Annotated in this window: 23 protein-coding genes; 17 read left to right on the top strand and 6 right to left on the bottom strand. The window is 38.4% G+C overall.

Annotated elements, in window-relative coordinates; all coding sequences use genetic code 11:
• Position 1: 1 nt before the first annotated feature.
• Genes AC3M61_RS02455 through AC3M61_RS02445 form a run of 3 tightly spaced genes read right to left on the bottom strand, consistent with a single transcriptional unit; the run spans position 2 to position 3,707 of the window.
• Positions 2–844 (bottom strand): UPF0280 family protein, encoded by an 843-nt coding sequence (locus AC3M61_RS02455; RefSeq protein WP_500779342.1) that lies wholly within the window; start codon positions 842–844, stop codon positions 2–4.
• A 28-nt stretch (positions 845–872) separates the two neighbouring features.
• Positions 873–2,288 (bottom strand): homocysteine biosynthesis protein, encoded by a 1,416-nt coding sequence (locus AC3M61_RS02450; RefSeq protein WP_500779341.1) that lies wholly within the window; start codon positions 2,286–2,288, stop codon positions 873–875.
• A 27-nt stretch (positions 2,289–2,315) separates the two neighbouring features.
• The gene (locus tag AC3M61_RS02445; protein ID WP_500779396.1) at positions 2,316–3,707 is read right to left on the bottom strand and encodes an aspartate kinase; all 1,392 of its coding nucleotides are present in this window, start codon (positions 3,705–3,707) and stop codon (positions 2,316–2,318) included.
• A gap of 387 nt (positions 3,708–4,094) precedes the next feature.
• Between AC3M61_RS02445 and AC3M61_RS02440 the strand changes: the two genes are divergently transcribed.
• The 15 genes from AC3M61_RS02440 to AC3M61_RS02370 all read left to right on the top strand — a co-directional run bounded on the left by AC3M61_RS02440 (position 4,095) and on the right by AC3M61_RS02370 (position 18,877).
• Positions 4,095–4,373, top strand: coding sequence for an acylphosphatase (locus tag AC3M61_RS02440; RefSeq protein ID WP_029683877.1), 279 nt, complete (start codon positions 4,095–4,097; stop codon positions 4,371–4,373).
• A gap of 79 nt (positions 4,374–4,452) precedes the next feature.
• A complete protein-coding gene (locus AC3M61_RS02435) occupies positions 4,453–5,670 on the top strand; it encodes an adenylosuccinate synthase (RefSeq protein ID WP_500779340.1) in 1,218 nt (405 codons plus the stop codon).
• Positions 5,671–5,673: 3 nt separating this feature from the next.
• Positions 5,674–6,417, top strand: coding sequence for a Mut7-C RNAse domain-containing protein (locus tag AC3M61_RS02430; RefSeq protein ID WP_500779339.1), 744 nt, complete (start codon positions 5,674–5,676; stop codon positions 6,415–6,417).
• A 125-nt stretch (positions 6,418–6,542) separates the two neighbouring features.
• On the top strand, positions 6,543–8,108 hold the full coding sequence (locus AC3M61_RS02425) for a Na+/H+ antiporter NhaC family protein (protein WP_500779338.1): 1,566 nt from the start codon (positions 6,543–6,545) through the stop codon (positions 8,106–8,108).
• An 883-nt stretch (positions 8,109–8,991) separates the two neighbouring features.
• A complete protein-coding gene (locus AC3M61_RS02420; protein WP_500779337.1) occupies positions 8,992–9,279 on the top strand; it encodes a hypothetical protein in 288 nt (95 codons plus the stop codon).
• On the top strand, positions 9,267–9,827 hold the full coding sequence (locus AC3M61_RS02415; protein ID WP_500779336.1) for a DUF4416 family protein: 561 nt from the start codon (positions 9,267–9,269) through the stop codon (positions 9,825–9,827). Before AC3M61_RS02420 ends, AC3M61_RS02415 begins: the two co-directional genes overlap by 13 nt.
• A 30-nt stretch (positions 9,828–9,857) precedes the next feature.
• Positions 9,858–11,153 (top strand): 30S ribosomal protein S12 methylthiotransferase RimO, encoded by a 1,296-nt coding sequence (rimO, locus tag AC3M61_RS02410; RefSeq protein ID WP_500779335.1) that lies wholly within the window; start codon positions 9,858–9,860, stop codon positions 11,151–11,153.
• Positions 11,150–11,716, top strand: coding sequence for a CDP-diacylglycerol--glycerol-3-phosphate 3-phosphatidyltransferase (gene pgsA / locus AC3M61_RS02405; RefSeq protein WP_500779334.1), 567 nt, complete (start codon positions 11,150–11,152; stop codon positions 11,714–11,716). Before rimO ends, pgsA begins: the two co-directional genes overlap by 4 nt.
• 47 nt (positions 11,717–11,763) lie before the next feature.
• The gene (thpR, locus tag AC3M61_RS02400; RefSeq protein WP_500779333.1) at positions 11,764–12,336 is read left to right on the top strand and encodes an RNA 2',3'-cyclic phosphodiesterase; all 573 of its coding nucleotides are present in this window, start codon (positions 11,764–11,766) and stop codon (positions 12,334–12,336) included.
• Entirely contained in the window at positions 12,326–13,396 is a 1,071-nt protein-coding gene (gene recA, locus AC3M61_RS02395) for a recombinase RecA (protein WP_500779332.1), read from the top strand. The genes thpR and recA overlap by 11 nt, the downstream gene beginning before the upstream one ends.
• Positions 13,374–13,904, top strand: a complete 531-nt coding sequence (locus AC3M61_RS02390) for a regulatory protein RecX (protein ID WP_500779331.1) — start codon at positions 13,374–13,376, stop codon at positions 13,902–13,904. Before recA ends, AC3M61_RS02390 begins: the two co-directional genes overlap by 23 nt.
• A 5-nt stretch (positions 13,905–13,909) precedes the next feature.
• Entirely contained in the window at positions 13,910–15,457 is a 1,548-nt protein-coding gene (gene rny, locus AC3M61_RS02385) for a ribonuclease Y (RefSeq protein ID WP_500779395.1), read from the top strand.
• Between the two features lie 39 nt (positions 15,458–15,496).
• Positions 15,497–16,924, top strand: coding sequence for a murein biosynthesis integral membrane protein MurJ (gene murJ, locus AC3M61_RS02380; protein ID WP_500779394.1), 1,428 nt, complete (start codon positions 15,497–15,499; stop codon positions 16,922–16,924).
• Positions 16,925–16,974: 50 nt separating this feature from the next.
• The gene (locus AC3M61_RS02375) at positions 16,975–17,688 is read left to right on the top strand and encodes a biotin--[acetyl-CoA-carboxylase] ligase (RefSeq protein ID WP_500779330.1); all 714 of its coding nucleotides are present in this window, start codon (positions 16,975–16,977) and stop codon (positions 17,686–17,688) included.
• The gene (locus AC3M61_RS02370; protein WP_500779329.1) at positions 17,657–18,877 is read left to right on the top strand and encodes a D-alanyl-D-alanine carboxypeptidase/D-alanyl-D-alanine-endopeptidase; all 1,221 of its coding nucleotides are present in this window, start codon (positions 17,657–17,659) and stop codon (positions 18,875–18,877) included. Before AC3M61_RS02375 ends, AC3M61_RS02370 begins: the two co-directional genes overlap by 32 nt.
• A 4-nt stretch (positions 18,878–18,881) precedes the next feature.
• Here AC3M61_RS02370 and AC3M61_RS02365 read toward each other — a convergent pair whose 3' ends face one another.
• Positions 18,882–19,775, bottom strand: a complete 894-nt coding sequence (locus tag AC3M61_RS02365) for an alpha/beta hydrolase fold domain-containing protein (RefSeq protein WP_500779328.1) — start codon at positions 19,773–19,775, stop codon at positions 18,882–18,884.
• 10 nt (positions 19,776–19,785) lie between these two features.
• Positions 19,786–20,730: a YbgA family protein gene (locus tag AC3M61_RS02360; RefSeq protein WP_500779327.1), complete on the bottom strand. Its 945-nt coding sequence runs from the start codon at positions 20,728–20,730 to the stop codon at positions 19,786–19,788.
• Between the two features lie 91 nt (positions 20,731–20,821).
• Between AC3M61_RS02360 and AC3M61_RS02355 the strand changes: the two genes are divergently transcribed.
• Positions 20,822–21,004 carry an HTH domain-containing protein gene (locus AC3M61_RS02355; RefSeq protein ID WP_064011820.1) on the top strand — a complete coding sequence of 61 codons (183 nt, stop codon included), beginning with the start codon at positions 20,822–20,824 and terminating at the stop codon, positions 21,002–21,004.
• 92 nt (positions 21,005–21,096) lie between these two features.
• On the top strand, positions 21,097–23,220 hold the full coding sequence (locus AC3M61_RS02350) for a metallophosphoesterase (RefSeq protein ID WP_500779326.1): 2,124 nt from the start codon (positions 21,097–21,099) through the stop codon (positions 23,218–23,220).
• Positions 23,221–23,257: 37 nt separating this feature from the next.
• On the opposite strand, the gene hcp is transcribed toward AC3M61_RS02350, so the two are convergent.
• Positions 23,258–24,553 carry a hydroxylamine reductase gene (gene hcp, locus AC3M61_RS02345; RefSeq protein WP_500779393.1) on the bottom strand — a complete coding sequence of 432 codons (1,296 nt, stop codon included), beginning with the start codon at positions 24,551–24,553 and terminating at the stop codon, positions 23,258–23,260.
• Positions 24,554–24,684: the final 131 nt, after the last annotated feature.

Genomic DNA, 24,684 nt, shown 5'->3' with positions numbered 1-24,684 from the left:
ATTAAATTGAAAGTCTCACATCTCCGTAAACAAGTAGTTTATTCTCAACAACAAACAACACACCAACAATATATCTTTTTTCGTCAATATCATTCTTTACAAGTTCCAAGACCTTTTCAAAATCTTTCTCGCTTTTTATCAAATTGCCATATTTCGTTGCGAAAGCATCCGCAACCGCTGCACTCCTTGCTATTACACAAGCTGCATCAGCATTACCAAAACTTACAGAATGACCTATCTTCCCAGAAGAAGTACACACCCCGTATTCGCCAGGTCCTAAAACAATAGAGAGTTTGTTGAATTCACTATCAAAATTTGCGAAAATCCCTATCCTTACCTCTCTTCGAACGTTTAAATAAATGTCGCCACCGTTTTCTACAATAACCTCATCGCAGCCATGTGTTTTCAACAGATACTTCCCAACCGATTCAGCAAAAGTTCCAGCAACGGTAGCCATCGGTCCTACCCCTGCTAATTTAGACGCCTCGGACATCACAATGGCTATGTCAGGAATATTTGAAAGCGTAGAAACATCAACAGGTTTGAAAGATTCAAAGAACTCCCTGCTTAAATCCCTTAATTCCTCAAGTTCGTTGTAGTGGTTCCTAACTATATCGTAAACTCCATCGAGCATCTGGAGGTTGAACTTATCGACGCCTATTGCTAAGTCGGTGTATTTGTATCTAACGTAAAATCTTGTGAATCTTTCCGAGTAGTAATCTCTGTAAAACCTTTTGACGACTTTAAGCTTCCTTTGACTCATCTGGATTTCTTGAAATTTGCCAACTTGCCCAACATATCCATAGTGTTTCTTTCGCATTTTTTCCTCGAATTCGAACTCCATGTACATCCCTCGCCAAGATTTCAACTCATCAATAAGGCATTTCAAATTTCGTCTCTGACTTTTCATCCGGTAATTTCAGTCCAACAGGACATGTATCAACACACAACATACAGTATACGCACTTTGACTCATCAAATTTCACCTTATCCTCTTCCCAATAAAGTGCTTCATAGCTACATACCGAAACACAAGCACCACAATTGACACATTCTTTGTGTTCGTTTAGTTTATCTTTTGGATTTAACACTCCCATAACATATTCGACTTTCTCATTTTCCAATTGAGGAACGATCTGCTCAACTTTTGAAAGGTTTTTCAGCGTTCGTTCTTCATCAAGCTTTGCCAATGGATTCGTCAAAAAGAAGTTACCTGTTAGTATCCATTTTTTGAGAATATGGGCTATCTCTCTGGCTTTTTCTAAACTCGAAAGTGATGTAGTTCTTACCTCTTTACCGTTTATTTCAACCTTACCCGACTTTAGTTGTGAGTAACTTACTACGCCAACAGTAGGTCTTTCCAGCTTGGAGTAATCTTTTATCTCTGTGTAGAGCTCTTCGTTAGAAAGACTGACATAGTAAGCTATCTCTTCATTTAAAATTGGTATTGGGACACCAACACCAACAAACAGTGTCACTCCGTAGTTCTTAAAATATGCCCCTTTTACAAATTTTGGCTCCATTTTCTTAGCATCACCAATCAGTGCAAGTGTGCGTGCCGGAACAAGAGGAACACCATATTCGCTTTCCTTCACCTGCGTTCTGAACTGCGTTCCATACCAAGCAACGTATCCGACCGCACCTCCGAGGAATATCCTTGTCCCAATACCTATTGTCAACATTTTCGGGTCTTTAAGTAACGGACTGAGTTCACCTGATGTTGAATAATTCACATTACCGTAATTTGGCAACAACTTACCCATGTAGGTATAAAGTGTCTTCTCTGAACTATTCGTAGCTGCTGCATAGTTTTGATAAGCGTTTCTTGGATTGAAGAGGAAGAAATCGTTTATCATATCCTTGTTGATATACCCTCTGAAATACTTTCCTGGATAGCAATCTGTGCCTTTTCCGTAAGCTTCAAGTAAGAGGCTTTCCCCTCTTATAAGCATCTCTATAACATGCCCGCCACCAAACGTTTTGTCAAACTCTGATTCTTGCGTTGCACCAATGTATCCATCCACAGCAGCTAATCCGCCGTAAACCTCCACACCAGCAAGTTTTATCTTTTCCATTCTCATAGGGGGCATCGTGTGACCAAAGTTTATAAACGCCCCACTGGAGCACATTGGAGCAAACGTTCCCGTGGTCACAACATCCACTTTTTTTGCAACTTCCTTGATACCTTCCTCTTTAGCGAGTTTTACAACTTCTTCAGCTGTAAGGACAACCGCTTCTCCTCTGGCAATTTTCTTGTTGATTTCCTCTATACTTCTCAAGTTGTCCATCTACATCGCCCCCTTTCTTCGGTTTGTTTAACACTTCCCAAAAAGTTCAGTGTGGACCATCCTAACTGCATCCTTTACTTTCTGAGCATCAACTAAGAAATACATCGAAACTTCGGAAGCACCTGCGGAAATCATATCAACGTTTATTTCACCTTTCGACAGCGCGCCAAAAACTTTAGCTGCTATACCATGTGTATCGAGTAAACCGTAACCTACAACTGCCACGAGTGCCTTGTCCGTTCTATATGAAATCTTCTCTATTTCTCTAAGCCTAAGCGTTTCTGCAACTCTCATAACTTCCGGAAGGTCTTTTTTAGAAACTATTAGATTTATCGCTGTTTGAGATGTAATAACGAACTTAATATTTAAACCAAATTGGGCCATACTTTTTGAAATCTCACCCAATACACCTGGAACCCGTCCCAAATTTGCCCCAAAGAACTGGACAATTGCTACATCATCCGTAAACGAAACACTCTTCACACACCTCTCAGAACGATGTTTTTCATTCGAAACTAAAGTACATTTTTGGAGATTGAAACTTCCTGAAAAACTGCAAACATACAATGGTATTGAACGGTTCTTAAGTGGTTCCACTGCATTTGAATGGACAATCTTCGCACCAAAATATGAGAGCTCCTCAAGTTCATCGTAACTGAGTTTTTCAAGCAATATTGGATTTTCGACAATTTTCGGGTCACCGCTAAGAAAACCGTTGACATCTTTAAAAAGTACAACATAATTTGCATCTAAAGCATATGCCAAAACAGTGGCTGTGTAATCACTCCCACCACGTCCCAAGAGAGTTACATCACCGTCTTTCGATACACCATAAAACCCAGGAACTATGGAATGATTGTTTTTCCAATCATCCAAACGTTTTTCAATCAAGCGTTTTGTAGGTTCAAGGAGCACAGATGCATTCCCAAATTTTCCATCGGTTATTATCCACTCTTCCGGCATCCTAAGTTCAAAATCAAGACCTTCTCTTTGCAGTAATTTTTGCAATACATATGCGTTAAGACGTTCACCGTAGCTGATGATTAAATCCCTTGCAAAATCAGGCACCTTGTGAAGTAACTTGACCGCATTGAATATTTTCTCCAGTTCAAAGACTTTGTTTTCTAATTCTCTAAGTTCTTCTTCTATTTCATGAGAATTTCCGCCATTGTTCATTACTAATAGTGAAGCGTGTAAATCGTAAAGTTCATGCAAAAAGGTTCGAACATCAAGGTTTTGAAAGTTGTTAACCGCGTTAACTAATCTATCGGTAACTCCATAAACAGCACTTACAACCAAAACTAACGTTTTCTCCTTCTCAAACTCAAGTATTTCTCTGATTTTGGCTATTACTTCAGAGTAGCTTTGAGAGTTTTTGAAGTTTGAACCACCAAACTTAACTACAACAACCCCGCCCATTTTGCTCACAGTATCACCTCCCAGGAAATTTTTCTTTGGGTATAAAAAAAGGTCGGGTGATTTTCTCACCCGACCGTCCTTTTGCTTTCCAACAAACTACAGGCATACCGGACGGTCGGTACGCCACATCATCATAACCATCATGCTTATTTGTTTGCTTTGGTATTCATCAACTGTTAGAGCTTTCGAACTTTTTGTTTCTTTCATCTGTTTTAAATTGCTCCTTCTTACTACTTCTTGATTGGCGTTTTCTTTGTCAAGAATTATACACAAAAACTCCGATATTTCAAGATTGAATTTTCAAAAAATTGTGCTATAAAAAAAGCGTGTTTTGAAAAAAAACTATAATACTTCAAAGTGAAGAGGAACAAAGGTGGTGTGAAAGTTATGGAAGGCACCATTTGGAAAAAGTGGAATGTACGTGGTATTGTCCAAGGTGTGGGGTTTAGACATTTCGTTAAAAACGTAGCACGTGCAATAGGTGTTAAAGGTTACGTGAAGAATGAAATGGATGGAAGTGTAACAATTGTTGCTGGAGGAAATTCAGAGCAATTAAATGAACTTTTCAAAAGGGTTATGGAAGGAAATGGTTGGAGTTATATCACCGATTACGATGAAGAAATCTTGCCTCCACAAGATTACAAAGATTTTCATGTCGAGTTCTAAACAATTCGAATGATTGAATAACAAATCCATTTTTGTATACAAATCTCACAAAACTTACGGGAAGAGGAGATGAAGAGAAATGAAAGCGGTCTGCTACGGTCTTCAGTGGGGGGACGAAGGAAAAGGAAAGGTAACAACATACCTTTCCAAAGATTTCGATTATGTCGTTCGATACAGCGGTGGTAGTAACGCTGGCCACACAGTTGAGTACGGTGAATTCAAGTTGGTACATCACTTGATACCTTCCTTTGACGTAAGAACTAAAACTAAAGGATATATCGCAAACGGTGTTGTTGTGGATTTGAAGGTCTTGAATGACGAGGTAGAAGAACTAAAAAAGATTAGATTTGATATCTCAGGTAGATTGAAAATCTCCAGTCTGGCTCATATTGTTTTGCCTGTTCACAAGATGCTCGACGAAAAACTTGAACTTTCAAAAGGGAGTAAGGCTGTTGGAACGACAAAAAGAGGCATTGGACCAGCATATGCCGACAAGGTGCACAGGATAGGATTGAGATTGATAGACCTAAAAGAAAAAGAAGTTGCGTTTGAAAAATTGCGTTTTGTCAGTGAAATGTATAAGAACCTTTACTCAATAGAATGGGATGATTACGATTGCATATTTGAAGAATACGAGAAGCTTAAAGACTACATTGTTTCTCCACTCGAAATCAGGTCTGAACTAAATAATTCAAACGTTCTGTTTGAAGGAACTCAAGGAGTTTTGCTTGACGTTGATATGGGTAGCTATCCTTACGTTACTGGAACATATTGCAACGTCACAGGTGTTGAAGCTGGGTTAGGTTATCCTATAAAAATCGATAAGCGTATAGGTGTTTTTAAAGCATACCTGACAAGGGTTGGTGAAGGTCCGTTTCCAACAGAATTATTTGGTAAGGAAGCAGATGAGCTCAGAAAAGCTGGGAAGGAATATGGAGCAACAACTGGCAGACCAAGACGATGTGGATGGCTTGATTTACCGCTTCTCAGATACGGGATTGAAATATCCGATTGTGACGAAATGATAATGACGAAAGCAGATGTTTTGGTTGGAATGGAAAAGGTAAAGGTTGCTGTCAAATACAAAACAAGTGAACACGGCAAAGTTATAGATATGCCTTATGATTTAGGCTTGATTTCCAATGTTCATGTTGAATACGTGGAATTCGATGGTTGGAAAAGCTTGGACGACAAGAATTTTGAAAAATTTGTCAAGTTTATCGAATCAGAAACAGGGAAGAGGATAACTTACATATCCACGGGTGCCCTTATTAACGATATTGTGAGGGTATCGTGATATATGGAAACCAAAATAACAATCAGATTTTTTGGTAGTTTGGTAGATTTAGCTGGAAGACAATACGTACACTTAGACGCCGGAATTAATCAAACAATAAAGGATTGTGTAGAGCGCCTCGGTGTTCCACACACCGAGGTGTATTTTATAACGCTCCAGAAAAGCTTTGTGGTCTTTGACAAAATTGTGGAAAATGGTGATATGTATTTCGTTTATCCAGAGTGTAACTTGGATATACCAAAGGAATACATTTTAACCCCAAAATATGAAGGAGTTCCAAAATTTATTTTGGATATCCACCTTGGAAAGCTCGCAAGATTTCTTAGAATGCTGGGAATCAGTGCTGAGTACGGGATTGTGGACGACGATGAAATCGTTTCAAAAGCGCTCTCTGAAAATCTTATCATCCTTACAAGAGACAGGGGTATTTTGAAAAGAAACGAAGTGACTTATGGCTACATATTGCGCTCAGATGACCCGAAAATACAACTTAGGGAAGTAACTCTCAGATACAGCCTTCAAAATTGGTTTGCTCCATTTACAAGGTGTATGGAATGCAACGGTGAACTAATAAGTGTTTCAAAGCAAGATGTTCAGGAGCAACTCCCTGAAAAAGTCAAGGAAACATTTGACGAATTTGCCAAATGTGAAAGGTGTGGAAAAGTCTACTGGGGTGGAACTCACTACGAAAACATGAGCTTGTTCATCGAAAAATTTTTGAAAAGCATTTCCAAGAAAGAATTTTGAAATCTTTCATCTTCTTACGTCTCCTTTTAATCCACACATTGCTTTGGTTAGTTTCCCATTGATTTGATACAATGTAGAAAACACCAAAGGAGTTCTTTTCCATTTCATTCTTGGGAGGTGTTGGTATGGTTGGAACTTTTTGGTCTATTTTGCCGCCACTTGTAGCGATTGTGCTTAGCTTCATTACAAAGAACGTTATATTGTCCCTCTTTTTAGGTATTTTAACTGGCGGTTTACTGCTTAACAACTTCAACCCATTTTCAGCAGTTGTTTACTCGCTCGAGAAGATTGCAAGTTCGGTTGCGGATGAATGGAATGCGAAGCTTTTGCTTTTCAATTTAATAATGGGGGCGGGAATTGCGTTTATTTGGCGCCTTGGTGGCAGTAAAGCGTTGGCAGATTGGGCAAGAACCAAGATTAAAACGAAGAGGTCAGCAACTGTATGGGCATGGTTGCTTGGTGTTATTGTCTTCTTCAACGACTATGTGAATGCTGCTATCGTTGGTAATGTTACTAGGGATATCTTTGAAGAGCATAAAATCTCTAGAGAAAAGTTATCTTATATTCTCGACTCTACTTCAGCTCCAGTTGCTACATTTTTCATATCAGACTGGATAGCTTACCAACTTGGAATGATTCAAAAAGGTATGGAAAGTGCGAATATCAAAGACATCTCTCCTCTATCTGCATTCTTTGGTAGCATTCCGTTTAATTTATACTGTCTTTTTACAGTTGTATTTGTTGGAGTTATAGCGTTTACATTCTGGGATTTTGGTCCGATGCTGAAAGCAGAGTTACGCGCCCAAAAAGAAGGTAAAACGAAACGTGATGGTGCAATGCCTTTATTGGATGTAGGTTTTGAACTTGGCGAACCGATTGAAAAAAGACCGATGATTATAACTTTTGTCCTTCCTATTTTGGCTTTAATCGGAGTGACAATCTGGGGGTTCTATTACACAGGTGCTAAGGCTGGTGGTAATACACTGATAGAAAAGCTTGGAAATGCCGATGCCGCAACTGCTTTGTTGTGGGGAGCATTTGCTATGATGTTTACAGGTATCGTTTTGGCTCTCGGTTTCAAGCTTATGGATATCTCCGAAACTTTCAAGACAGTAGTTGATGGATTCAAATTGATGCTTCTTGCCTGTACTATCCTCGTTCTTGCTTGGTCTATTGGAAGTGTGACAAAAGACGTTGACTTATCAGGATTTGTAGTGTCCTCAATAAAAGAAGGAACATCTTTTGCCTTGGTTCCAGGAATTATATTTGTCGTTGGTGCACTTATTTCGTTTGCTACAGGCACTTCTTGGGGAACTATGGCAATTCTTACGCCAATAGCTATTCCAATTGCTTACAAGCTGACAGGTGATGCTTGGTTGTCGGTTACGGTTATGTCAGGAGCAGTTTTCGCAGGTTCAATATTCGGAGACCATTGTTCACCAATTTCTGATACAACCGTTCTTTCATCGATATTCGCAAGTTGTGACCATATGGACCATGTAAATACGCAAATACCATACGCTGTTTTCACTGCTTTAATAGCATTTTTAATGTACATAATCTACGGTTTTCTCAAGATTTCACCGCTGGTTCTGATTTTAATAGGTCTTGTTCTTGTGGTTGTATTAGCTAGAATACTACATTTAAATTCTCTAAAAAAGCTTTCCCGAGATTTTAGAGTTCAAAAATAATAACAAAACCTTCTTTGCTTAAGAACTTGTTGTCTTGCCTTTATTTTGATTGGTTAGGATAAATTCAGCAAACAACTGAATCATCCTAACCAATTTTTTCTATTTCTGTTTCTGGTGTAACCCCTCATGTTGGGTTGGTTAACTTGGCTAACTTAGGAATTTACCACCCTATACCTTAACGATAGGTATATATATATTACGTTAAGTTAGTAGTAGTATTATATATAAGGGTGGTAAATTTGGTAAGTTTACCTAATTGTAACACTGCAAACTTTTATCCAAGCGTATTACAGGTGCATATTACAACTTACCACCTTTTTGTTACAACTTACCACTCTGGTAAGTTTTTACGAAAAACAATGATTTTAAGCCACATTAAAGGTGGTAAATTTTTCTAATTACGATGAATAAACGTTTTAAGTGCAATTAGGCATACCTAAAAGCTGTGAAATTTTTCACTACCGGTAAATTTGGTAAGTTTTTTGTTGAGAATGATTCTCAAAAACCTATGGATAGTAAGCTAATTTTGTTTTTCACAAAATATAGTGGTAGAAAACTTACCACCAGGTGGTAAAAACTTACCAAAAACTTACCAGAAATTTACCACCAATCAATAATTTGTGTTCAAAAATTTACCACCAACAATATATAGTGGTATATTTATCTTCGATTTTGCTGTTTCTCGATGTTATTTTTGGCTAAAAAAGTTTAGATTCATAAATGGTAATAATTGTGGATATTTTTAATTATTTCGATACAGTGTTCATTTTTTGGAATTTTATTGTATAATTAATCATAGGTTCCAAGATTCTGGAATTTGAAGTAGTCAAGATTAAGGTCAGAGGCTTTTGTTAAATCGTCAGTTGAGTTAAAAGGTGAAGAAATGTCGAAAAAGTTGATAAGAATTTTGTTTTATGTGATGACACTACTAAGTGTTTTAATGTTGTTATTCACATACAAATACGTGTCAAAAGTGAAGCAAGCCCCTCTTGTGACGATAGAAGGTTTAAGGGGCAATTATGTGCTTAATGGGGTTTTACACAGCCAAGAAACACAGTTGGATGTTGGAAAGTATGTGGTCTTTGGCGAGAGTATCTTGCGGCTTTACGGGAACCGTGTGAAGGTTGTAAAAATACCACGTTTCGAGGTGGAAGTTATATGGGAAAAGTGAAAATTGTTGAGCCTGTGAATTTAGTGATATTTATTTTTTCGGCACAGTTGGATTACTGGTTTGAAACTGTGAAACCTGATTTGATATCTCTTTTTGGACCTATAGATTACATTAGTCCGGAACTCGATTTTGAAAAGTACACACTTTACTATAACGAAGAAATGGGCTCTGGAATAACAGGAAAGTTAATTAGTTTTGAGAGGTTGATTCATCCGTCGTTATTAGCATCAATAAAGATTAAGACGAACGAATTGGAGTTAAAACATGCAGTAGATGGTAAAAGACGTTTCAACCTTGACCCTGGATATATACACCACATGCAGTTCGTTTTGGCTACAACGAAGATGTGGCCCCACAGGATATATATTGGACAGGGCATATATGCGGAACCAACGTTGATGTATATAAATGGAGCCTGGAAGGATTACGATTTTACTTATCCAAATTACAAAGAAGAAGTCTATAAATTTGAACTTTCAAAAATTAGAGACTTGTACCTTGAAAAAAGGAAGAAGTATATGAAGAATGTTTTGAAACGTGAAAAGTGAAAAGCGTGTTAGGTGAGGAGGTTGGAATTCTTGAAATTATACATCGTGGTTTTAGGATGCCCAAAGAACGAAGCAGATTTCGCACTATTCAAGCACCATATTCAGCAACTTGGGCATGAAATTGTTGACGATTTAGATGAAGCAGATGGAGTAGTTATCGATACTTGTGGGTTCATATTGGATGCAAAACAAGAGTCGATTGACACGGTTTTGGAATTCGTTGAACACAAAAGGAAACAGGAAAAGGAAGGAAGAGATTTCAAAATATTTGTCACAGGATGCTTGGTCCAGCGATATCCCAAGGAGTTACCTGTTGAAATCCCAGAGGTAGACGGATGGTTCGGTGTTCTTCCACCAAAAGTTTTAGCAGACAACCTTGAGAAAACTAAGAAGTATGTAACAGATCCCATAGCTGTATACGATTTTGAAGGAAGGGTTGATGATGACCTTCCGTATGCGTATGTAAAGATAGCTGATGGTTGTGACCGCGCTTGCACTTTTTGCACAATACCAAAATTTAAGGGGGGTTTTGTAAGTAGAAAGCTCGAGGATATAGTGAAAGAAGTGAAACACTTAGTCTCAAAGGGGAAAAAAGAGATTATCTTGGTTGCACAAGATACGACGGGATATGGTATTGATTTGTACGGAAAATCGATGCTTCCAGAGCTACTCAAGCAATTGAACGACATACCCGGGGACTTCTGGATAAGAGTTATGTATATGCATCCAGACCATGTAACGGACGAAATTCTTGAGGGGTTTTCGTACCGAAAAGTAGTAAAGTACTTTGATATACCAGTCCAACATGGTAGTGAGAAGATTTTGAAACTTATGAACAGGACCAAAACACCAGAAGAACTTGAAGAGCTGTTTGAAAAGATTAGGACCATGTATCCAGAAGCGGTACTTAGGACATCGGTGATTATAGGATTTCCAGGGGAGACATCCCAAGATTTCGAAGAATTATTGGAGTTTGTAAGACATGTTGAGTTTGATAAGCTTGGAGCATTTGTTTATTCAGACGAAGAGGACGCACCATCTTACAAGCTACCAAACAAAGTTCGTCCGTCAACTGCTCAAAAAAGGTTGGATCAGTTAATGGAAGCACAAGCAGAGATTTCGTTTATTAGAAACCAAAGATACGTTGGAAAAGTTATCGATGTTTTGATTGAAGAAGAAGCCAGTGGAGTCCTCATAGGTCGCGGTTACATGGATGCTCCAGAGATAGATGGTAACGTCTTTTTCAAAGGTAGTAATTTAAAAGGATTTGTAAAAGTTAAAATCACAGAAGCTGACACATATGATTTGGAGGGAGAGTTAGTTTGAAATTATCGGATAATACGAACGTTATTTTCAACTTGCCAAACACGATAAGTTGGTTGAGAATTATTTCAACAGTTTTCATCGTGCTACTGATGTATCTTGACCAATACGCTTGGGCTTTCTTTTTGTTCTTGTTAGCAGCCCTTAGTGATTATGTAGACGGCTATTTCGCCAGAAAGCTCGGGCAGGTTACAAAACTTGGTAAGGTTCTCGATCAGATGAGTGATAAGATTTTGATTACGTCGATTTTTGTTGTTTTTGTAGAATTTGGTATGCTCCCTGGTTGGCTTGTGGTTATCTTGGTTTTTCGTGACACACTGGTTAGTACCGTTCGAATGGTTGCATCCGAATCTGGTAACATCATCGCTGCTAATATCTTCGGCAAGATGAAAACAGTATCTCAGATGGTTCTGGCAATCGGGCTATTCGTTGAGAAACTTAACTTTTTCTCTCTTGGCTTATTATTTGTAAAAGTAAATTTGGTTCTGGTATACTTTGTAGCCATTGTTACAATACTCTCTGGAGTGATTTATCTTTACCAAAATCGAATATACTTGAACCGCTGAAAAACTGCTTAAAAAAGTACTTAAACAAAGACCTGGAGGGGTTTACTGTGAGAACGTTCATAGCTATTGACGTAAATCCAGAAATAAGGGAAGTTGCACAAGAAGTTATAGACAAACTTGTCTCCATGGGGTTCAAGGCTACATGGACAAAGCCGGAGAACCTTCATCTTACGCTCTTTTTCTTGGGTGAGATGGATGAGAAAGTTGTTGATTCAATGGCTCAGGCTCTCCAGAAAAGATTACAAGGTTTTCCATCGTTCAGCACGGATTTAGCAGGTTTTGGTTATTTCAAATTTAAGCATTCTCCAAGAGTGCTATTTTTAAAACTTGAACCTACAAAATCTTTGCAAAGGTTATTTCTTGAAATGAAGTCTGAACTTAACAAAAACAAAATCAAATACGATGAACAAGGTAACTTCGTTCCACACGTTACTTTAGGCAGGGTAAAAGAATACCCAAACGATTGGGAAAAGCTAGTTGAAGGTATCCAAACACCCAAGATAACGCTTGTGGTTGATGGAGTCACGATTTACAGTTCCACATTAACGCCGCAAGGTCCCATTTACAAATGGGTCTACAAACTAAAATTTGAGGGAGGTCTGATGAAGAATGTCAGATGAAATGAAAAAGGATGTACTGAAGAAAGCCATTAGCAAAATTGAAAAGCAGTATGGTAAAGGTTCGATAATGATACTTGGTGAAGATAACCTTGTTCAAAGTATAGAGGTTATTCCAAGTGGTTCGCTTGCTATTGATATTGCATCAGGCGTTGGTGGTTATCCTCGTGGAAGAATCATAGAAATCTATGGTCCGGAGTCAAGTGGTAAGACAACGATAGCGCTCCATGCTATCGCTTCTGTCCAGAAACTTGGTGGAATAGCTGCATTCGTCGATGCAGAGCACGCACTAGATTTGAATTATGCAAGAAACCTTGGAATAAACCTTTCTGAGCTTTTGATTTCACAGCCAGACTACGGCGAACAAGCACTCGACATCGTTGATGAACTTGTTAGAAGCAACGCTGTAGACCTTATCGTTATTGATTCGGTTGCTGCACTCGTTCCACGTGCTGAAATCGAAGGGGCAATGGGAGATGCGCAGATAGGTCTTCAAGCAAGGTTGATGTCGCAGGCTTTACGAAAACTCGCAGGAAATGTAAACAAATCCAAAACGGTAGTTATCTTTATTAACCAAACGCGTATGAAAATAGGGGTTATGTATGGCAATCCGGAAACAACCACCGGTGGAGTTGCGTTAAAGTTTTACGCAACGATGAGGATGGAAGTTAGGTCTTCCGGTAAGATAGTTGAAGGAAACGAACATGTAGGAAACGAGGTAACGATTAAGTTTGTGAAGAATAAAGTCGCACCTCCGTTCAAAACAACAACAGTGGATATTATCTATGGAAAAGGAATTGTTCGCGAAAACGAACTCTTCAACATAGCGGTGAACGAAGGATTTATAGACAGACGAGGGAGTTGGTTCACGTACGAGGCACTCGACGGAAAAGAACATTCACTCGGACAAGGAAAAACAAACGCTGTGAGTTATCTTGTGGAACATCCCGAAATTGCGGATGAAATTGAAAAAAGAATACGCGAGAAATACTTCTCTAAACCGGTAAGCGAAGAAACGCAAGTTGCAGAAGGAACGAAGAATGCGGAAAAGGCGACAAAGTAAATACGAAGTTGAAAGCAACGGAAACAACTTAGATAGTTTTGAGTTCCATAGCGATTGGGAAGACGAAAAAGGCTATCAACATAATAAACAATCAAACAGAAGCTCAAAAAAGAGGGCTGAATCTGATCCTTTGAGTATTGCCCTAAGATTCATCAAATTTAGAGCCCGTTCCCAGTGGGAAGTAGAAAATAGGCTTAAAAGAGAAGGCTTTTCAGATGAAGTTATAAACCAAACAATAGAAAAGCTCAAAGAGAGCGGTTTTATTGATGACGAAAAGTTTGCGTATCTTTATGCTTACGATAGCTTGGTAATACACTACAAAGGTCCTTTCAGGATACGCTATGAACTCAGGCAACTACATGTAGATGAATACATTATAGAAGATGCAATAAAAAAAGTTCTTGAAGAAGTTGATGTTCAAGAGATTATCGAAAAACTGACGAAAGGATTAGATGAACACAAAAAGCGAGAAAAACTATACAGACATGGTTTTGGAGGTGATTGGTAATGGATATTTTGATATACATAATTTTAGCGGTCGTAGGTCTGGCATTAGGTTTCTACCTTGGAAGCACGGTTGGTAGAAAAAAAGCACAAGAAGATATTGAGAAGAAATTAAAGGCTGCTAAGGAAGATGCGGAAACCATAATAAAGAATGCGGAAAAAGAAGCTACCGAGATAAAGAAAAGAATGATAATAGAAGCGCGCGAAGAAGCACACCAAATTCGCGAAGAGATAGAAAGAGAAAGAAAGAGAAGAGAAGAGGAAATAAAGCAACTCGAGGAAAGGATTTTGAAGCGTGAGGAACTTCTTAGTAAACGCGAAGAGATGCTTGATAAACGCGAAGGTTTTATTGAAAACTTAAAAATGGAATTAGAAGCAAAGGCAAAGGAACTTGAGGCAAAAGAAAAGGAAATTCAAGAGAAGTTTACCAAACTGGCAGGTCTTACTCACGAACAAGCAAGAGAAATAGTTTTGCAAGAGGCAAGGGAAAGATACGAACACGAAATAGCAAAAGTCTTTGTTCAAATTAAAGCGAGATACGAAGAAGATGCTGAAAAGTATGCAAAGAAGGTTATTGCAGACGCTATTCAAAGGTATGCTCCCGAGTACACTGGTGAGGTTACTATCAGCACGGTTGCCTTACCAAACGATGATATGAAAGGTCGTTTGATAGGAAGAGAAGGAAGAAATATAAGGACTTTTGAAAAGATAACAGGTGTTGACCTCATTATCGATGATACACCTGAAATGGTCACTTTGAGTTCTTTCAACCCGTTGAGAAGAGAAATCGCAAGAAGAACGATAGAAAAATTGGTCCAGGATGGTAGAATTCACCCAGCAAGGATAGAAGAGATGTACGAAAAAGCGAAGGCAGAGGTTGAAAAAGAAATCAAAGAGGCAGGTCAAGAGGCAGTAATTGCAGTTGGTGTTGGAGGACTCCACCCAGAAATTATTAAATTGCTCGGTAGATTGAAATTTAGGACAAGCTATGGTCAGAACGTTCTAAACCACTCAATCGAAGTAGCTCAAATTGCTGGCTTGCTCGCAGCTGAGCTTGGACTGAATGTAGATAAGGCAAAGCGTGGAGGTTTGTTGCACGATATAGGTAAAGCCCTTGACCACGAAGTTGAAGGTTCACACACAATTATAGGTGCAGAGATTCTTAAAAGATACGGAGAATCTGACGAAATTATCAACATGATAATGGCACACCACGGGGAAGAAGAACCAATAACACCAGAAGCAGCTATAGTTACCGCTGCAGATGCTATCTCGGCTGCAAGACCAGGTGCAAGAAGAGAAGATGTGGAAAGTTACATCAAGAGGTTGATGAAGCTTGAAGAGATAGCGAAAAGCTATAAGTACGTTGAAAATGCGTATGCAATACAAGCTGGTAGGGAGATAAGGGTTATTGTCCAGCCAGAGAAAACCGATGATGCAACAATCGAGAAATTGGCACATGATATTGCAACGAGAATAGAGAATGAACTACAATATCCAGGTGTACTTAAGGTTGTTGTGATAAGGGAAAAACGCTCAATAGCTTACGCAAAATAAACCGACCTAATCTTTGGAGGTTATCGAGAATTGAGTGTAATGTTAAGTAGCCTTGCATTCGCTATAGCGACATTCTTGTCAAGAGTCTTGGGGCTTGTCCGAGATATGCTCATGGCCTCAAAATTTGGAACATCTTGGCAAGCAGATGCGTATTTTGTAGCCATCTTGTTCCCGTTTTTCTTACGAAGGGTTTTCGGTGAAGGTGCGATGACCTCTGCATTTGTACCACTTTACAGTGAGTCTAAAGACAAAGATGAGTTCTTATCTTCCGTTCTGACAAGTTTTACAATAGTCTTGGTAATTATAGTGTCGGCAGTCATGATATTCCCAGATATAGTCATATACCTTTTCAGCTCAGGTGCTGCACCGAAAACGAAAGAACTTATACGTGTTTTAGCAAGAATTACTGCTCCTTCAATACTTTTCATCTTTTGGTGGGCAATAACGTATTCTATTGAAAACACACGTGGTAAGTTCTTTTATCCGGCGTTAACACCTATTATTCCAAATATCGTAATCATAATCTTTATGTTGGTCCCAGGTTTGGGTATTTACGGACCTACTTGGGGTTTTTTAATTGGAGAAGCCGCTGCGTTCTTGGCGCTTGCTTATCCTTTAAGAAGGCACAAACTCCGTTTCACTTTTAAATATACACGTGAGTTCTTAAAATTATTTTGGCCCAGTTTCTTAGCGATGTCCATTTCTCAAATTAACAGCATAGTTGACACGAACGTGGTCTCATATTACAGTCGAGGACTGGGCGGAGGAGTCTCTTATCTTCAATATGCATCAAGATTTTATATGCTTCCGTATGGTTTGTTTGGAGTGGCTGTGGCGACTGTGATACTCTCAACAATCAGCAACGATAGAGAAAATTATACCCAACACTTAAAACACGGTATAACTTCGACACTGTTCTTCACAGTTCCCGCAACAATCGGACTTATTGTTCTCGACGAGCCAATACTTCGGTTGTTTTACGAATATGGGCAATTTACAGCAAAAGATACCAGAATTACTGCCCAGGTATTAAACGCATACGTCTTAGGATTACCTTTTTATGGTATGTATTCAACGATGACGCGTGCTCGTCACGCAATGAAAGATATGAAAACTCCTTTAAAAGCCACAACGATAGTTGCTGTATCGAATGTAGTGATGGACCTTCTTGTTGGTTTGAAGTATGGACCTGTTGGAGTCGCTTTAGCTACAAGTGTTGCAGGAATCATAGGATTTCTGTACCTTTTGATAAAAGAGCAAAACAAAAAGCTTTTCGAAAAAGAAGATTTGTACATTATCTTGTCTTCATTTATCATGGGAGTGGCGACTTATTACTTTTCTACTATTTCATCAAGACGTATTTGGGTAATTCCATCTACAATTTTCGGTGCAGTGGTTTATTTACTTTCTTCCGCAATTTTCTTGAGACACAGGTTGAAAGAGTTTTTGAGAAGGAAAGCATTATAGTTTTACAGGTGTATTTGCTGGAAAACGGCTAAAGGGAGCTGAGTGTAAAGATGATAGGGGAAGAGATAGAAGTACTTTACGAGGTTGATAGCACAAACGAGTTTTTGAAAAGGAACTATAAGTCTTTTCACGATGGAGCTATAGTAGTTGCCATTAAGCAAACAGCTGGCAAAGGTAGGATGGGAAGAACGTGGTATTCTCCAGAAGGGGGACTTTGGTACTCAGTTCTCTTTAAACCGAAGGTGCACATAAGCCTTCATTCATACACAAAGGTATTTTCTATAGCCATTGTGGAGGTTCTAAGAAAGCTGAAGGTGAATGTCTACATAAAATGGCCCAATGACATATATTACAACGGTAAAAAGCTTGCTGGCATACTTTCAGAAGCTGTTTCTGTTAACGACAGAGTAGTTGCAATAATTGTAGGTATAGGAATTAACGTGAACAACGACATTCCAGATGATTTAAAAGATATCGCAATCTCCCTAAAAGACATTTTAAAGAAAAAGGTAAAAATCACTTACTTGCTTGATGCTATTAACAAACATGCGTGGAATTTATTGATAAGTTACAGAAATGAAACTGAGAACATCACAAAACTTTGGAAGAAATACTTAGTTCCAAGAGAAGGAGATAGGATTAAGGTAAAAGTGGATGAACAAATTGTTGAAGGGACTGTTTTAAAAATCACAGAAGATACTTTATACGTTGATGTAGGAGGCAAAGTAATCGGTGTTCAAAGCATACATCAACTTGTTGAATAAAGAAATTAAAAATTTATGTCTTTTCCTCTTATTGTTATCGTTTTTACTTTTTCCTTCCTTTGGTTTATCACAAGATATTTATTCACTTATAACATCGAAAGTGCCACAAGGTGGGTTTGTTGGTGTATATTTTGTTGATGTAGACAATGGTAATACACTCGTTCGCTACAATGAGCATAACCTTTTTATTCCTGCTTCATTGACAAAACTGTTTTCCACACTTGTGGCTTGGGAAGTGCTTGGACCTGAGTTCCGCTATACCACTACCGTTTATGTCCCACGTGGTAACATTTCACCAAGGATTAGGGGAGATATCGTCATAAAAGGTAATGGAGATCCCTCGATGAGTGTTGAGACACTCAGAGGAAATTTTAAGAAGTTCATTGTCGAAGGTGTTAAAGAAATCGATGGTGATATCGTTATTGATAATTCCTTTTTCTCAAACGAAAGATGGGGTATTGGTTGGGAGTGGGATTACAAAAACCCAAGTATTGATGCACTTGTGCTTAAAGAAAATCCTAATACGTTTAACCCATACGATATTGACGCTGTGGCGTTGAATTTTGGGCTTAACGTTAGGAAGATTCTCAATGACTACGGTATCAAAGTTTACGGTACAGTTAAAGTAGGCAAGTTAAGAAATGACTATAGAGAGTTCATAGTAATTAAATCCGTCCCTTTAAAGAACCTTATATCGGTTGCAAACAAGTACAGTAGCAATTCTTACGCTGAACAAATATTGAGAACAGTGGGTCTAAGAGTCTACGGATTGGGAAGCATTTACAACTCACTTAAAGTGATGAATGACTTTTACAAGAAACTTTTCGGAGAATATTATCCTTTCAAATTGAACGACGGTTCAGGTTTGTCAACTTACAATCTTGCTACACCATACATGGTTGCACAAACGTTAGTTTACGCGTACAAAAACCACGGGGGCCTCAACGGGTTTATATCAACATTAGCAAGGTCGGGAATAGAAGGTACGATGGAAAGGAGACTTGGCGATATAACACTATACGCAAAGACTGGAACTTTGCAGAAAGTTTCAAACATAGCAGGGATAATGATTACAAAGACTGGTAGAAAAGTAGCGTTCGCTATAATGGTCAACAACTTTATCGTTCCAACGTACGTTGCCATGCAGTATCAAGATGAGATAATTAGGTTTGTTTGGAATAACTACTAAAATTTCACTCCGTTACTAATATTTCTTTTATCTTTTCAAGTGCATCTTTTGATTCAGGTAGGAATGTGAAGATTACCCAGTCGTGGAACATTCCAGGGTATTCAAAATAATTCAACGGGAGGTCTTGAGACGTACATACCTCCCGTAATTTTTTAGAGTCTGGATGCAGTAAATCATTTGTTCCTGTAAAGACAGTTATTGGGCAAAGTTTTGAGAAATCACCATATATGGGGCTGAGATAAGGGTTTTTTAAATCTGTACCTGCAGCATATTTTTGAGCAGCATATTTTAAACCTTTAATAGTTAAGAACACATCTTTTTTCTCATATTCCTTAATTTCATGGTTGCCCATACTCAAATCAAGCCATGGAGAGAAAAGAACAATGTGATTTGGTAACTTCTTACCGTTATCCCTCAATTTTTGCGCAAACCCAAGAGCCAGTCCTCCACCAGCTGAATCTCCCATGAAGACGATTTTCTTATCTGCATATCTTTCTTGCACTTTACAATATAACTCATCCATGAATGTATAAGTATCTTTCCAGTTCGAGTCCGGAGCTAAGGGGTAATCTGGTACATAAATTATCGGACGAATCATTTCAACTATTTTCTGAACAACATTCCAATGCATCTTAGTTAGATTTGCAACGTACGCTCCACCGTGAAGGAAAATGACCACTATTTTTGGTTTAGAATACTTGGGTTTAATTTCCCAAACCTGCCTTTGCAAGATATAGGAAAGAGAAACTTCAGCCAATTTGTATGTAGATTTCTTTGGAGGTGCTGGAGATTTATTAAATTTGTTTTCTAGCATTTTCTTTTCAACAATGTTCGAAAACCTGGTAATCTTTAAAAGTGAGTACATAACATATGAAACAGTGCTAAGAGTAGATTCCATCTACCTTATCTCACCTCTCGGTTACATCTCTTTCGAGTTTTAGCTGCTCCAATTCCTTGGGATATGGTTCAAAAAACGTTTGATTCAAGACATAATCAACCGAATATCTTATAGCCCAGGATTTTAGGATTGCGAGTAGAGTTTGCAAGTTTACAATGTGGTTTCTGTAGTCTTCTAGCAAATCCATAAAATACGCCTTTTCTTGTGATGATAGCTTGTCTTTGAAATAACCATATAAATGCAGGAGTGTATTAATGACTTTGGGCACTTTCAAAGGTGTTTTCAACGCCTTTACGAGCAATTTTTCATATGCGGTTTTTGTAGTCTCATCGAAACCATTTTGTGCTACCAATTTTCCCATATCACGCATCACTTTCTCGTTTTTCGCCATTAATAAATACTTATTCCTTGAATGAAATTCAACAAGTTCTTTCTTGCTATTAACGTTTCTAAAACGTGCATGTGTGAAAATGAACGTGAGAAATTCAAATCTCAGCTTATCATTTGTAAGTCTCATTTCACTTTCAATGGCAAGATGAGGGAACCTTTCCAACATCACTTTTGCGAATAACCCAGGTGTTTTCGAAATGACTCTCCCGTTTTCCCCATACAATTTTGCATCGTTTAGGGCACAGGATGGAGATTTCGATTTTAATATCATCCCATCGATATCGTTTGGCAGACTATCGGCAAATTTATGACTGAAAGAAATCATCTTATCCGTAAGGTCCTCTGACATTGTTTTATTCATAAGTCTTAGTTCGTTTCTTATAAGAAATACATCTATCGGTTCTCTGGGAATTGGTAAGCCTATCTCAACTTCAGCACAAACTTTTATAAAGTCACAGTATCTTTCGAGCTTTTTTACGATTTCACTCGAGATGATTCCACCATCGTATCTTGTGTGTTCAAAAAAACATCTGCTGACAACTAATTTTGGTTTAATATCTTTCACACCAGTCACTCCCTTGGCATTTTGTGCTATAATAATTATACCACGTATCAATTTAAAGTAGGTTCACTTTATATTTAGGGGGGATACACCGATGGATAAGAAGGAACTGGTTTTCAAAGTTCTCATGGAATCAGACAAGCCTTTAAGACCGGGTGACATTGCGGAAAAAGCTGGACTTTCAAAAGAAGATGTTGATAAAGCGATAAAGGCACTGAAAGAGGAAGGTAGGATAGAATCCCCGAAAAGATGCTATTACCAAGCTAAGAAGCAGTGAAAAGAATAAGATTATGGAAGCAATCCCGCCGCAACGGCGGGAATTTTTAAAAATGAAATTGTGAAAATCTCAAAAAATAGGGGGCACGGAAGTTGAAAAGCAAAAATATAAGAATTTTAGTGTTTTTGTGTTTGGTTTTTGTTGTATTTACTCCAAAGCTACTTCTTAGCCAAGATGGAAATGTAAAATCTTATCCGTTCTTCTCGCACCAAGGATATGTTGTTTTACTGACAGATTTGCACTTTCCGTACAAACAGAAAACCACAGAAAGATTGTTAAACAAAATAAAAGAAATTAAGCCACAATATGTTTTCTTGCTCGGAGATCTAACCGAGATGGGAAGTGATGAAGAATTTGAAAGATTAAAAAACGCACTGTCTGTTATTGAAAAAGCACAAATTCCATACAATGCTCTTTTGGGAAACCATGACGTGCGTTGGAGCTATGTGGTAAGGAAGAGTAAGATGCTGGAAAATTTAGACAGTTATTCGAAAGGTCTTTACGAAGTTTTTTCCAAGGAACTTGGTGAATTTATTTTTTTGGGTATCGACACTTCGATGTATTTTCAACACGGTGGTCATGTTGGAAGAGCACAATTAGCTTGGTTGGAAAAAGAGCTTGAGGAAGCCAAAATAAAAGGTAAGCCGGTAATATTACTTTCACACCACCCATTGGGCGGACCAGTAACATACACGGACGATGGTTGGAAAATAATCGATATAATATCCAAATACGATGTTATTTTTGCTCTTTCTGGGCATGTCCACAAATACGATTATTCTGGTAGTTACAACGGTGCATGGTTTCAAACTCTCGGAGCTGCAAAGGACGGAAATATGACTGTTTTGAGCTGGGATAGTGAACAGGCTTACCTATGGAAATACAATATTGACGATGGTAAATTTCAAATGATTAAAAGCATACCCCTTGAAAAGAAAAAACGGCAGCTGGTTGATGCGACGATAAAACTTATGGAAGCTTCTGATAATACATTGAAACTAAAAGTTGATTACATTGGAGCTGAGAGAATAAGAATCTTAGCTAATGGCAGATTGATATATGAACGAGCATTGCAGTATAACGCCCATAAGTTTTCAACTTACGAAGTTACACTTACTAACGTTCCGAAAACTGATTTTTCAGTTCTTTTGAGAATCTCCGTTGTTGGTAAAGATGGAATTCACCAAAGATTTTTTAAATTGGAAAGGGCACAAAGCAGCGACCAGAATGTTTTAAAGAAGGCATGGACTTTCAGTTTGGAAGACACTATCTATTCAAGACCAGCGCTTTTCGAGGATGGAGTTATTGTTGCTGATTACTCTGGAAATGTGGTCTTTTTGAGAAATGGTAATGTGATTTGGAGAAAAAGTGTAGGTCCCGTTGTGGCGAACGTGGAGATAATTTCAGAATCAAGAGATTCAAAAGTGGAGAAAAGTCAAGTAGTCATAGGAGATTTAGAAGGAAAGATTTATTTTTTTGATAGCAAAGGAAATTTGGTTAGGCAGATAAAATTGTCAGAGCCGGTTTATTCATTAAAAGCAGGTAATTCTACAATTGCTATCTGTGCTGGTAGATATTTCTACATCTTGAGACTTTCTGATTTTAAAGTAATGGCAAAACACGATTTAAAAAACCTGCTTCAAGTGCAGCCGTTTTTCAAAGATAGTATTTATTTTCAGCCTTCCTGGGATGGAAACATTTACTTGATAGATGAATATGGAAAACTAGTTGAGCGATTTAACATTGGAAAAACCTACTACACATCTGGTAGTTCAACCCCCACACTTGTTGGAGCTTTACTGATTTACTCAAATACCGATGGAACTGTTAATGCGATGGATGTACAAAAAAAAGAAAAGCTCTGGAGTCTAAGAATACCAGGTATAGGTTATTCAGCCGTTGAGAAAGTTGGAGATTTTATATTTATTTCCACAATTAACGGAGGAGTATATAAAATAGATGGGACGAAAGGGAACATTGTTTGGTCCAGCAATATAGGTTCTTCAACGATAGGTTGTTCCCCAAAAATTCTCAACGCTGAACACATTATTCTGGGAACTAACAATGGAGAACTGGCTGTTATTGATGCAACCACTGGAAAATACCATAAGTTTGTTGTTTGGGCAGGATATGTGATGGATGTTTTACCTTACGAAAATGGAGTCCTTGTAACCTTGGCTGATGGAACTATCCAATTTTTTACCATGAAAAAATAAAAGCGGTTCCCATTGAAAGGGAACCGCATCGTTATAGTTATACCTTAAGAATAGCTTTAATGTCTTCTTCAGGTTCTCCAATGAGCTTGAGACCATAGTTATTCACAAGAACATCGAGTATGTCTTTATTAACCCACGCTGGTAGTACAGGACCTATGTAGATACCTTTTAGCCCAAGAGCGAGTAACGTCCATAGTATCGCAACAGCTTTCTGTTCCATCCATGTGAGAACGAGCGTCAGAGGTAATTCAGTAACCGGAACGTTGAATGTTTCTGCAAGTGCCATTGCGATTTCAAGTGCTACGATTGTATCGTTACACTGTCCAACGTCGATAAGCCTTGGAATGCCTTCGATATCTCCGAGTTGTAAGTCGTTAATTCTGAACTTTCCGCATGCGAGTGTAATAACAACGGTTTCTTTCGGAAGTTTTTGGACGAATTCTCTGTAGTAAGCTCCTCGCTTTGTTGGTGTGTCACAACCACCGACGACGAAGAAGTGTTTGATTTTACCTGCTTCGACGAGTTCTTTTATCTTTCCTGCAAGCGACTTCACAACGCTTGCTGAATATCCGGTTGTGAGTTTGTATTTTCCTGGTTGTTCTGGGAGTTTTGGCAACGACTTTGCCTTGGCTATAACTTCTGAATAATCGTAACCTTCGATGTGTTTCACTCCAGGTAGTCTTGCAATTGATGTTGTGAACATCCTGTCTTTGTAGGATTCTTTTGGAAGCAATACACAGTTGCTAGTTCCCAATATCGCGGCTGGGACTTTGTCAAAGAGTTCCCTTTGGTCGTACCAGGCTGCACCAAGGTTACCAGCAAGATTCTTGTATTTTCTCAGTCCAGGATACCCGTGGGCTGGTAGCATTTCTGAGTGTGTATACACATAAACATCCGTACCTTCGACCTGTTTAAGTAATTCCTCAAGAGCCTTCAAGTTGTGACCGGTAACGATGATAGCATGGCCTTCCTTTGTGCCAGTTTCAACCTCAACTGGTGTTGGTTCTCCATAAGTTTCAATGTGTGCCTTTTTCAAAAGTTGCATAACCTTGAAGTTCATCATACCAGCCTTGAGTGCAAGATTTACAAACTCCTGAGCATCGAAGTTCACATTTGTGAGAGTTGAGTATAGCCCTTCGCTGAGGAATGCCGCTATTTCTTCGTCTTTGTAACCGAGTTCTCTTGCATGGTAGTAATATGCAGAGATGCCTTTTAGTATAAACTCCAAGTTGTCCTGTAATCTAGCAACTGTTGGTTCCTTTCCACAAACACCTGTTACCGTACAACCTTCTCCGTTCATCGCTTGTGAACACTGGTAACAAAACATGTTCAGCGCCATAACCACACCTCCTATAAGTGAATTTTCTCCATGGTCTCTTCACTTTACAAATTTTGTGAAACATTTCTTTTGACCGTTCACTATTATTGTATTAGGAATGGTCTATTTTTTCCGTAACCTATGTT

The sequence above is a fragment of the Fervidobacterium sp. genome, assembly GCF_059913585.1.
Note: the sequence above shows the minus strand (reverse complement) of the source record. Positions and strands in the feature narration are given on the sequence as shown.

Excerpts from the sequence above, each read along its gene's own strand:
- murJ (WP_500779394.1), top strand. The coding sequence starts at position 15,497 with ATGTTAAGTAGCCTTGCATTCGCTATAGCGACATTCTTGTCAAGAGTC.
- AC3M61_RS02420 (WP_500779337.1), top strand. The coding sequence starts at position 8,992 with ATGTCGAAAAAGTTGATAAGAATTTTGTTTTATGTGATGACACTACTA.
- AC3M61_RS02450 (WP_500779341.1), bottom strand. The coding sequence starts at position 2,288 with ATGGACAACTTGAGAAGTATAGAGGAAATCAACAAGAAAATTGCCAGA.
- AC3M61_RS02440 (WP_029683877.1), top strand. The coding sequence starts at position 4,095 with ATGGAAGGCACCATTTGGAAAAAGTGGAATGTACGTGGTATTGTCCAA.
- AC3M61_RS02430 (WP_500779339.1), top strand. The coding sequence starts at position 5,674 with ATGGAAACCAAAATAACAATCAGATTTTTTGGTAGTTTGGTAGATTTA.
- AC3M61_RS02355 (WP_064011820.1), top strand. The coding sequence starts at position 20,822 with ATGGATAAGAAGGAACTGGTTTTCAAAGTTCTCATGGAATCAGACAAG.
- AC3M61_RS02390 (WP_500779331.1), top strand. The coding sequence starts at position 13,374 with ATGCGGAAAAGGCGACAAAGTAAATACGAAGTTGAAAGCAACGGAAAC.
- recA (WP_500779332.1), top strand. The coding sequence starts at position 12,326 with ATGTCAGATGAAATGAAAAAGGATGTACTGAAGAAAGCCATTAGCAAA.
- AC3M61_RS02455 (WP_500779342.1), bottom strand. The coding sequence starts at position 844 with ATGGAGTTCGAATTCGAGGAAAAAATGCGAAAGAAACACTATGGATAT.
- AC3M61_RS02365 (WP_500779328.1), bottom strand. The coding sequence starts at position 19,775 with ATGGAATCTACTCTTAGCACTGTTTCATATGTTATGTACTCACTTTTA.
- AC3M61_RS02425 (WP_500779338.1), top strand. The coding sequence starts at position 6,543 with ATGGTTGGAACTTTTTGGTCTATTTTGCCGCCACTTGTAGCGATTGTG.
- AC3M61_RS02445 (WP_500779396.1), bottom strand. The coding sequence starts at position 3,707 with ATGGGCGGGGTTGTTGTAGTTAAGTTTGGTGGTTCAAACTTCAAAAAC.
- AC3M61_RS02435 (WP_500779340.1), top strand. The coding sequence starts at position 4,453 with ATGAAAGCGGTCTGCTACGGTCTTCAGTGGGGGGACGAAGGAAAAGGA.
- AC3M61_RS02375 (WP_500779330.1), top strand. The coding sequence starts at position 16,975 with ATGATAGGGGAAGAGATAGAAGTACTTTACGAGGTTGATAGCACAAAC.
- AC3M61_RS02415 (WP_500779336.1), top strand. The coding sequence starts at position 9,267 with ATGGGAAAAGTGAAAATTGTTGAGCCTGTGAATTTAGTGATATTTATT.